Origin of the sequence: Bradyrhizobium denitrificans, from assembly GCF_013179005.1 — a bacterium.
In the GTDB taxonomy this organism is placed as follows: Bacteria; Pseudomonadota; Alphaproteobacteria; order Rhizobiales; family Xanthobacteraceae; genus Bradyrhizobium; species Bradyrhizobium denitrificans.
Genome location: NZ_JABFDP010000057.1, coordinates 17,887 through 27,143, shown reverse-complemented (window position 1 = coordinate 27,143; position 9,257 = coordinate 17,887). Strand labels below are relative to the sequence as shown.

Sequence of the window (9,257 nt, the reverse complement as noted above, 5' to 3'; positions counted from 1 at the left end):
CCACTCAGGGACTGAAGTGGCGGAGAGGGAGGGATTCGAACTCCCGCTCAAGCTCTGATCCTGGATTTGACCTTTTCGCTAGGAGCGGCCCCGTCCACAGCCACGTAGCGTGCCTAAACCGTTTGAAAAACCGTTTTAATTTTCAGATCTCAAACGGTGATTTTGGCTAAGTGATTGATTTGAATGGCGCGCCACTCGGAACAAAACCACGAACTCTTATCTTATTGAAATTACGATATCATTGTCGTCCAGAACCTCGACTCGATCGTTGAGAGCGGCAAAGCGGCAAGGGAGCGGATCACCGCGTCACGAGCCGTCCGGCTCGGCGGATGCCGATAAGCCCAAGCCGCGAAAAGAGATCAGGCACCCCAACGCAGCGCTGCGGTGTGCACCGGAGCATCCCACAATTTCTTCGCCTGACTGTCGAGCAGATATACGGTGATCGAGACACCGGCCATGTCTAGGCCATCTTGCGCGCGATCAGCGTGTGCAGCGAGCCGCCGTTGTAGGCTTCGAACACCGCAGCGCCGATCGACCAGGGCAGAAAGTGCGAGATGACACACGTTGAATCCCGCAATGCCGTCATTCACCGGGTTTGATGCCACAGATTTGTTAATATATTTAGACTTGATTCTCTCTCATCGGATTGACTTTCTGCCAGTCATGGCACTCAAGGGATCTTGACCGCAAGCTTGACGCGGTCGGCGCGGAAGCGCGTCACGGCGTATTCGATGGGTTTACCGCTGGCTGCATTGACGTTGACACTCTTGACCCTCAGCACCCAATGCTGTGGCGGAATGGCGAGCCGCGCCGCATCGTCCGCCTGGGCCGGCAAGGTCGTGATGAGGCTCAGCACACGCTTGAGCTTCTTGCCCGTCTTCCGTGCGATCAGTGTGTGCAGCGAGCCGCCATTGTAGTCCTCGAACACCGCAGCGCCGATCGACGCAGGCAGAAAGTGCGAAATGACGCAGAACGGCCCGCCGTCGACCAGGCGCAGGGTCTCGAGCGCGAAGACCTTCGCCCCATCGCGCAGCTTGAGGCGCTGAGCCACACCGCCGCGGGCCGCGATGATCTCCTTCCGAATGAGCTGACTTTCCGTGCTGTGGCCGGCTTTCACTAGATTCTCGGTGAAGCGCGATCCGGCAGCGACCGGATAGACCACAGGCTTGGCCACCACGAAAGTGCCGGCTCCGTGCCGGCGGACAATGAGCCCCCCCTCCTCAAGCATGTCGATGGCATGGCGCACGGTGTGACGATTGACGCCAAACCGCTCGGCCAGCTGGTGCTCGCCCGGCAGGCGCTCTCCGACCTTGTAGCGGCGGCGGATCTCGCGCTCGAACTCGTCGGCAATCTGGCGGTAGCGGGCGTTGCTTGAGTGAGGCGCGAGGGTGCGGGTGACCATGTGGGCGATGAATCCTGTGACCGACGACCGACCTTGTGCAGATGAACCGGAAGCAGGCTTGCGCTACTCGTCCGCTCCGCCGCCAGTGACGGGCTCTTCTAGCATTGAGTCGCGATTCTTAGCATGAGCAATGCCTCTATTCGCTCCGAAATTTGGTCGAAAAGGAAGACGGCGGCGAAGATGACGACGAGGATCGTGCCGGCGCCGCCACACGCATCACGTAGATGCTCCTGTTTGGCGCGTAGTTCGCGGCACCGAGTCAGGCGAGCGGAAGGCCAAATGCCGCAGGGGCATAACGGCGATTAAGAGCGAGATATCGATCGTGTCGATCGTCACCAAGGCCAACGACAGTATCAGCGGCGGTTTGCGGAGCGGGCGAACTGCATCAATGACTCCTACGTCGCATCTGCGGGTCTAACGTGGCATCTGCAAACTTTCTGGTTATCGGCGATAGAGGCCCGGTAATCGGATCGTGCATGCATGAGTATGACTCGGACTCGATCGACGCCGCCTGAGAGCAATTCGTCAAATCCGGTTGCGACATATTTGCCGAGTGCCCGTGGGCGTCACGCGCCCGACACACGCCCGACACATGCTCCCACTAGAGGTCTAGACAACTTGAAGCGACCAGATAGAGCGAACAAACACGCGGCGCATGGTGCGGCGCGCCTATCTCTCGGTGGAGACACGCGTCATGAAAATTCAAAGACGGAAATTGCTCGCTGGGGCGGCCGGCGTCGCCGCCACAGCTTTGTTTACGCCTGCCATCGGCCAATCAAAGAAGCTGCGCTTTGGCGTCGGGCCGCTTCTCCCCAGTCCAGACGATACCAAGAAGGCCTATACGCCGGTTTTCGCGCATCTCGCCAAAGAGTTGGGATCTGATTTCGACCTGTTCGCGACCACCGACTGGGCTGGCATGGCCGTCGCCATGGGATCGGGTCAACTCGACGTCGCTTGGATGGGTCCGTGGGGCTACATCATTGCTAACGCGTCGACGAACTGCCAGGCGGTCGCCACGGTCAAATATGATGATAAGCCGATCTACTACGCTATCATCATCGCGCGGCCGGATCTGAGCGTCTCCAAGTTCCCGGACGACACTAAAGGCCGGCTGATTTCGTTTGCCGATGTCGGTTCAACCTCCGGCTGGCTGATCCCCAGCTACTACGCCAAGGAGGTCTGGAAGATCGATCCGAAGACCTACTGGAAATACAGCGAAGGCGCGACGCACGCTGCGAACGAAATGGCCGTCAGCTCCGGTCAGGTGGACATGGCGACGGACTTCGACCGTAACCGTAACGCTATGATCGCGAGCGGACGTGTGAAGGAGGATTCCAACAAGATCGTCTGGACATCCGATCCGCTGCCGAACGACGCCATCGCATTGTCTGCGAGTGCACCGAAGGATCTCGGTATCCAAGTGCAGAAAATTCTCACCGCTATCACGATCGAGCAGGCCAAAACGCTGCTACCGGCCCGCTACACCGGCTTCGTTCCGGCAACGCACGCCTCCTACGACTCCATCGAGAAGGCCGGCATTGCGCTCGGCAAGATCAAGGTGAAGACCTGAGCCGAAGGGACCGCCGGGCAGCAAATGTCCGGCGGCTCCCATCCCCAAGAAAGTGCGATGATGACCCCCGCTGAACGCACCTTGAACGACCTCGATCGGATGCAGCAGGGCATCTCCGTAGCGCGGGTACAATTCTGGCTCATTGCTGTATTTGTTGTCGCCTTCTATGTCGTCGCCATTCATCTCGCGGCCGTCGATCTTGGTAAGCTGGCAACAGGACTTCCCAAGCTTTGGCGCTGGATCGAGCAGGCTTGGCCGCCGAAACTCGATGAGGTGCCGCTATTCCTGCTGCGCACCGCCGAGACCGTCGCCATGGCGGCGATCGGAACCACGATTGCGACTCTGCTGGCGCTTCCCACTGCGATGCTGGCTAGCCGAAACATCACGCCGTTTCCGCGTCTCTACTATCCTACGCGCTGGTTCCTGAATGCGCTGCGCGGCATCGACTCGTTCGTCTTCGCGCTGCTGTTCGTAGCGGCCGTCGGTCTAGGTCCATTCGCTGGCGTATTGGGCATTGCACTGCACACGTGGGGAAGCTCCGCGAAGTTCTTCGCCGATCATATCGAGAACGCGAATCTCGGGCCGTTCGAAGCCGTCCGAACAACCGGAGCCGGTCGTCTGACGACGATCATGTACGCGTTGGTGCCCGACGTTCTGCCCGTGCTGCTGTCGACGACATTGTTCTGGTGGGAATTCAACGTGCGTGCATCGACAGTCCTCGGCGTCGTCGGAGCCGGAGGCATCGGGCAGGAACTCAAGAACAGCATGGACCTGCTCGATTTCTCGCGGCTGTTCACGATCATTGCGATCATCCTCGTGGTCGTCACGGCCCTCGATCAGCTTTCGAACTGGCTGCGGCAAAGGTTGGGTTGAGCTATGTCCATTGAGCTGACTGCCGCTCCGTCACTCGCACTTCCAATTGTCCGCGGGGCCACGGAGCAACACAGGCTCCCGCGGCTCGCGGTGGCCGGCATCACCAAACGCTTTTCCGGCCACGCCGCGATCGACGATGTAACCTTCTCCGTCCGCGAGCACGAGTTCGTGGCCTTACTGGGCCCCAGCGGCGCGGGCAAGACGACGCTGTTCCGCTGCGTGACCGGATTAATCGCGACAGATCGCGGCCAGATCCGTCTCGACGGAGAGGACGTCAGCACATTGCAGGGGCATGCGCGCCGGCGCATTGCCGTCGTCTTCCAGCAGTTCAATCTCGTTAGCCGGCTCACCGCACTCGAGAACGTGCTCGCCGGCCGCCTCGGCTATGTTCCGCTCTGGCGCGGATGGCTGCGGCAGTTCGAGCGGGCCGATCGACTGCTGGGACTCGAATGCCTGGACCGCGTCGGTCTTCTCGCACAAGCTTCTCAGCGTGCCGACACCTTGTCGGGCGGACAGCAGCAACGTGTCGCCATCGCCCGAGCTCTGGCGCAACAGCCGAGCATAATCGTCGCCGACGAGCCGGTCGCAAGTCTCGATCCGAACGCCGGTGCCGGAGTGCTGGAATTATTGCGCGAAATCGCCCGTTCGGGGGGCGTCGCGGTGATCTGCAGCCTGCACCAGGTGCCTTTCGCTCGCACCTACGCGGACCGCATCATCGGCCTCTCATGCGGGCGTATGGTGATCGACGTGCCGACCCAAGAATTCGACGAGGCGGCGTACGTGCGCCTGTATGGCGCGCAGCGCAACGGCAGCTTGACGCCGCCGACCCAGGAGGGAGCACCCATGAAGCCTCCCGCACAGAATGAGCTCTATGCCAGCTGAGTGAGGGGATGCGATATTGCAGAGGGGGGAATGAGCAACCATTTGATCCGGACGATTGACGGAGCCGTCGTCAACATAGTCGATGACGTGTTGGCGCACCACGACGCAACGAGCGATCGTGCTCTGGAGATTTTGCTGCAGCTGCGTGACCGGCTCGGCGGCATCACCGACGACGTTCTGGTACGCGTCGCCGATGGTTTGAAGCTGTCGAGAGCCGAGCTCTACGAGCTTGCGACTTTCTATCCCTCGGTTCGTTACCATCCGACCGCCGTCGCCACGCGGGCTGCGGCGTGTGAAGACTTGGTGTGCGCTTTGGTACGGTCGCCGCATTCGGCGGAGGAGCGGGAGGCAACGCGGGATGAATCGTACCTCTGCGGCGGCAGCGCGTGCCGAGGGCGGTGCGATTCTGCGCAGGACGTCGTCGGGACCGGGTCGAACGTCGTGCATGCGGACAAGGCCAATTGGCGGACGCTCGAATCCTATCGCTCGGCAGGCGGCTACGGATATGTGGAGCGACTCCGGCGCGGAGATGTCGACGCGGCCGACGTGCTCGCGGCGATCGAACGATCCGGTAGTGCATCCTCGGTGGTGCGGAAATGGCGCGCCGTGCGCGATCAGCACGGTGAGCCGGTCGTTATCGCGAATGCCAGCGAAGGCGAACTTGGTACCTTCAAGGACCGGCATATCCTCGAAAGAGACCCGCATGGGGTCATCGACGCCGCGCTGGTCGCGATTGCAGTCGTCGGCGCGCGGAGGTTGATCATCTATCTCCGTGACGATTACGACCATCTGTATCGCGAACTGCAACAGGTAATCAACGAGATGCGGGTTGCGGGTCTGGGCGCTGATGTCGAATTCGACCTTCGCCGCAGTGGTGGGGCGTATATTTGCGGCGAGGAGACGGCCTTGATCGCAAGCCTCGAGGGCCAGCGGGGACGGCCGCGCGAACAGCCGCCGTTCCCAACAACCCACGGGCTCTTCGGCAGACCTACGCTCGTTCAAAATATCGAGACGCTATACCGCCTACGGGCAGCCTGGGGCATGCGCGTCGAGGCGTCGTTGCCGGTAACGCGGCTGCTTGATCCCGCTGTCCGCATCTTCAGCGTCAGCGGTCGCGTCTGTTGTCCAGGCGTTCAGCTGATGGCGTCGCTACCGAATATTGCTGCGCTGATTGCAGCGTGCGGCGGCATGACCGAGGGCGAGGAACTCGGTGGGGTAGTTCTGGGCGGGGCGGCCGGCTCAATCCTGACCGCCGAGCAATGCCGGCTGCCGCTGGATGACCTTCTGCGCGCGGGCATCCGGATCGGAAGCGGCAGCAGCGTGATCGTATTCGCACAACGCGACGACGTGAGATGGATCGCGGCGAAGATGGCAGCATTCCTGGCGCGCGAGAGTTGCGGCCAGTGCACCCCTTGTCGAGTCGGGACATCGAAAATGGCGGGCATGCTCGCCGGGGGCCCGCTCGATCCGGTCCTCATGCGGTCGCTCGCCGAGGTAATGCGCGAGGCCTCGATTTGCGGATTGGGCCGCAGCGCTGGTCAATTCCTTGCGGGTGCAGCCGAGCGGCTGCAGGGGAGCGCGGAATGCCGGTAGTGTCACTCCACATCGACGGCCGGACGATCGAGGCAGACGAGAACACGACCGTGATGGATGCGGCGCGCGGAGCCGGGCTGCAGATTCCGTATCTGTGTGCATGCGACCGCGAGGGGTACACACCGATCGCCGCCTGTCGCAGCTGCCTGGTCGAAGTCGCCGGCGAAGCGGCCTTGGTGCCCGCCTGCAGACGCAAAGTGGCGCAGGGGATGGCCGTGACGACGCGCAACGATCGCATTGACAACGTGCGGCGACTGGTCGTCGAACTGACGGCATCCGAAATGGGAGAGGTAGAGTTCGCGGGCCAGACCAGCACAACTTTTGGGCGCTTGGCGCGGTCGCTCGATGTGACGGCGACGAGGTTCGGATTCGACGCGGTCGTGACGCAGCCTGATACGAGCCATCCGGCCGTCGTGTTTGTCGCCGACGCCTGCATCCGCTGCGGTCTGTGCCGGGTGGCGTGCCAGGACGTGCAGGTGAACGGCATCGTCGCACTGGCAGGACGCGGTACCGAGACCCGGATCACGTTTGATCACGGCCGGTCGCTCGGTGACAGCAGCTGTGTCTCCTGTGGCGAATGCATTCAGGTCTGCCCAACGGGGGCCTTGCGAAGCGGCGCCGGCGTCGCCGGTCGGATGCCGGCGGAACTCACGATCGAGCGGACCGCGGAGACCATTTGCCCGTTTTGCAGTGTCGGTTGCCGGGTCGAGCTCGGGATCGCGGGGAACCGCGCCGTGATCGCCAGAGGCGCGGACGGCCCGGCCAATCGCGGTCGGTTGTGTGTCAAGGGCCGGTTCGGCTTCGACTATCTGGCGCATCCAGAGCGGTTGACGGTGCCGCTGATACGCCGTGAAGACGCCCCGAAGAATCCGGAGCTGCATCTGACCGGGGCCGATGTCTTGACGCTGTTTCGCGAAGCGACGTGGGACGAGGCGCTCGATCGCGCCGCCGCCGGGTTCCTGAAGGTCAAGGAAAAGCACGGCTCGGCGCGATTGGCAGTATTGGGCTCTGCCAAAAGTGCGAGCGAGGACGCGTATGTGCTGCAAAAGCTGGCACGCACCGTATTGAAGACCAGTCACATCGACCATTGTACGCGCCTGTGTGCATCGATTCCGCCGCTGACGGAGGCAATTGGAACCTGGACGGTGACCTTGCCGTTTAGCCACATCCTGGAAGCGGATGTTGCGCTGGTGGTCGGGTCGAATCCGGAGGTGAACCATCCGGTCGCGGCCAGTTTCATGAAGAACGCGGTGAGGCGCGGGACGAAGCTGATCCTGATCGATCCCTATCGGCAGCCGTTCGCGCGTCACGCAGCTTATCACCTTCAGCTGCGTCCGGCCACCGATGTTGCTCTGCTCTCGGCGATGACGCACGTCGTGATCGCCGAGGACCTGATCGATCACGCATTCGTATCGCAGCGCCTCGAGGGGTTCGACGATTTGAAGGCGCGGGTCTCAGCCTATCCGCCGGAAGTTGCGGCCCGCGTGTGCGGAGTTCCCGAAGAGTCGATAGTCGGTGCAGCGCGGCTATTTGCCAAGGCGCCCAACGCAATGTGCTTCTGGGGGATGGGGGCGTCGCAACATGCCCACGGCTCGGACAACATGCGCGCGCTTATCGCGCTAGCGCTGGTTACCGGGCAAGTGGGACGGCGGGGGGCCGGCATGCATCCGTGGCGGGGCCAGAATAACGTGCAGGGGTCGTGCGACGTGGGGCTCCTCCCGATGTGCCTGCCGGGCAACCGCAACATCAGCGACGCCGGCGAACGCGCGTTCTTCGAACGGCTATGGCAGACGGACATTCCCGGCGAGCGTGGTCTTACGGTCGTCGAGATCCTTGAAGCTGCAGCCGCCGGGGAGATGAAAGGGCTGTACGTCAGCGGCGGAAATCCCGCCATGGCCGCTCCCGACCTCGCGATGACGCGACGGGCGCTGGCGTCGCTGGAACATCTCGTCGTGCAGGACATCTTCCCAACCGAGACGGCGGCATTCGCCGACGTCGTGCTGCCGGCGGCGGCGCTCGCCGAACGCAGCGGAACAGTGACGAACACGGATCGTTTCGTGCAGCTGGTCGAGACCGCGGTCCCGCCGCCGGGCGCCGCTCGTCCCGACTGGGAGATTACCTGCGAGATCGCAACCAGAATGGGTGCTCGTTGGAATTTCGACCATGTCGGCGCCGTGTTCGACGAAATGGTCAGGGCGGTGCCGGCCCTGGCGGGGATGGATTGGGCGACGATCACCCGGGAGCGCCAGCTTCAATATCCACTGTCAGCGGATCCATCGAACGGCGGCAGCCTGTTCGCGACGGTTTTTCCCGCCATCGGAGGCAAGGCGCGAATTGCCGCGTTGACGAACGGGTCGCCCGGCGAGCTTCCAGACGAACAATACCCGCTGATATTGGTCACCGGGCGGGTGCGCGAGCACTGGCACACCGGGTCGATGACGCGGCGCGCCAAGACATTGGATGCGCTGTCACCGGAGTCGTTGGTGCATGTATCCGCGGCGGACTTCGCTCGATTGGATCTCAATGATCGTGAGCGGGTCGAGGTTCTGACTCGACGCGGGAGTGTTCGGTTGCCTGCGGTTTGCGACGAGCGGCTGCAATCGGGTGTGATATGGATGGCGATGTCGTTCTTCGAGGCGCCGGCGAACGACCTCACGACGCGCCACCTCGACACGCTGACGCGTGCCCCCGAGTACAAGTTTTGCGCCGCGCGGCTTATTCGCGATGAATCAAAAAACATAGGGTCAGATAATCAAACGTGAACCCGCTACTAGCATGCTGATGTAACTTCTCGGGTCCACCGGAACTCGGTGCCGTGAACTCTCAACCCATATGCGGTGCAAGATCACGAAGCTTCTTGGTTAGTGCTATGGCTGGCGGAAAGCTAAAGCCGGTGCAGCCCCTGCAGTAGTTGCCGCCAGGAACTTACGTCTGTTA

At 62.2% G+C, this 9,257-nt stretch carries 6 protein-coding genes and 1 pseudogene; 5 read left to right on the top strand and 2 right to left on the bottom strand.

Translation table 11 applies throughout. From position 1 onward, the window contains the following. Positions 1-359: 359 nt before the first annotated feature. Both HL671_RS38660 and phnF read right to left on the bottom strand, forming a co-directional pair. Positions 360-464 (bottom strand): annotated as a pseudogene (locus HL671_RS38660) (dihydroxyacetone kinase subunit DhaK); the annotation flags it as partial. A gap of 206 nt (positions 465-670) precedes the next feature. After that, the gene (gene phnF, locus HL671_RS36945) at positions 671-1,402 is read right to left on the bottom strand and encodes a phosphonate metabolism transcriptional regulator PhnF (RefSeq protein ID WP_172243909.1); all 732 of its coding nucleotides are present in this window, start codon (positions 1,400-1,402) and stop codon (positions 671-673) included. Between the two features lie 655 nt (positions 1,403-2,057). Between phnF and HL671_RS36940 the strand changes: the two genes are divergently transcribed. From HL671_RS36940 to HL671_RS36920, 5 genes are all read left to right on the top strand, one after another. Further along, complete coding sequence (locus tag HL671_RS36940) at positions 2,058-2,972, top strand: phosphate/phosphite/phosphonate ABC transporter substrate-binding protein (RefSeq protein WP_246579782.1); 915 nt, start codon at positions 2,058-2,060, stop codon at positions 2,970-2,972. A gap of 57 nt (positions 2,973-3,029) precedes the next feature. Continuing rightward, a complete protein-coding gene (gene phnE / locus HL671_RS36935; protein ID WP_172243903.1) occupies positions 3,030-3,845 on the top strand; it encodes a phosphonate ABC transporter, permease protein PhnE in 816 nt (271 codons plus the stop codon). Between the two features lie 90 nt (positions 3,846-3,935). Next, on the top strand, positions 3,936-4,727 hold the full coding sequence (phnC, locus tag HL671_RS36930; RefSeq protein ID WP_311993513.1) for a phosphonate ABC transporter ATP-binding protein: 792 nt from the start codon (positions 3,936-3,938) through the stop codon (positions 4,725-4,727). 30 nt (positions 4,728-4,757) lie between these two features. Next, positions 4,758-6,320, top strand: coding sequence for an NADH-ubiquinone oxidoreductase-F iron-sulfur binding region domain-containing protein (locus tag HL671_RS36925; RefSeq protein WP_172243899.1), 1,563 nt, complete (start codon positions 4,758-4,760; stop codon positions 6,318-6,320). Beyond that, entirely contained in the window at positions 6,311-9,082 is a 2,772-nt protein-coding gene (locus tag HL671_RS36920; RefSeq protein WP_172243897.1) for a molybdopterin-dependent oxidoreductase, read from the top strand. The genes HL671_RS36925 and HL671_RS36920 overlap by 10 nt, the downstream gene beginning before the upstream one ends. Positions 9,083-9,257: the final 175 nt, after the last annotated feature.

Bases quoted from the DNA above. Each gene is read 5' to 3' on its own strand.
- phnF (WP_172243909.1), bottom strand. From the start codon at position 1,402: ATGGTCACCCGCACCCTCGCGCCTCACTCAAGCAACGCCCGCTACCGC.
- HL671_RS36940 (WP_246579782.1), top strand. From the start codon at position 2,058: ATGGTGCGGCGCGCCTATCTCTCGGTGGAGACACGCGTCATGAAAATT.
- phnE (WP_172243903.1), top strand. From the start codon at position 3,030: ATGATGACCCCCGCTGAACGCACCTTGAACGACCTCGATCGGATGCAG.
- HL671_RS36925 (WP_172243899.1), top strand. From the start codon at position 4,758: ATGAGCAACCATTTGATCCGGACGATTGACGGAGCCGTCGTCAACATA.
- HL671_RS36920 (WP_172243897.1), top strand. From the start codon at position 6,311: ATGCCGGTAGTGTCACTCCACATCGACGGCCGGACGATCGAGGCAGAC.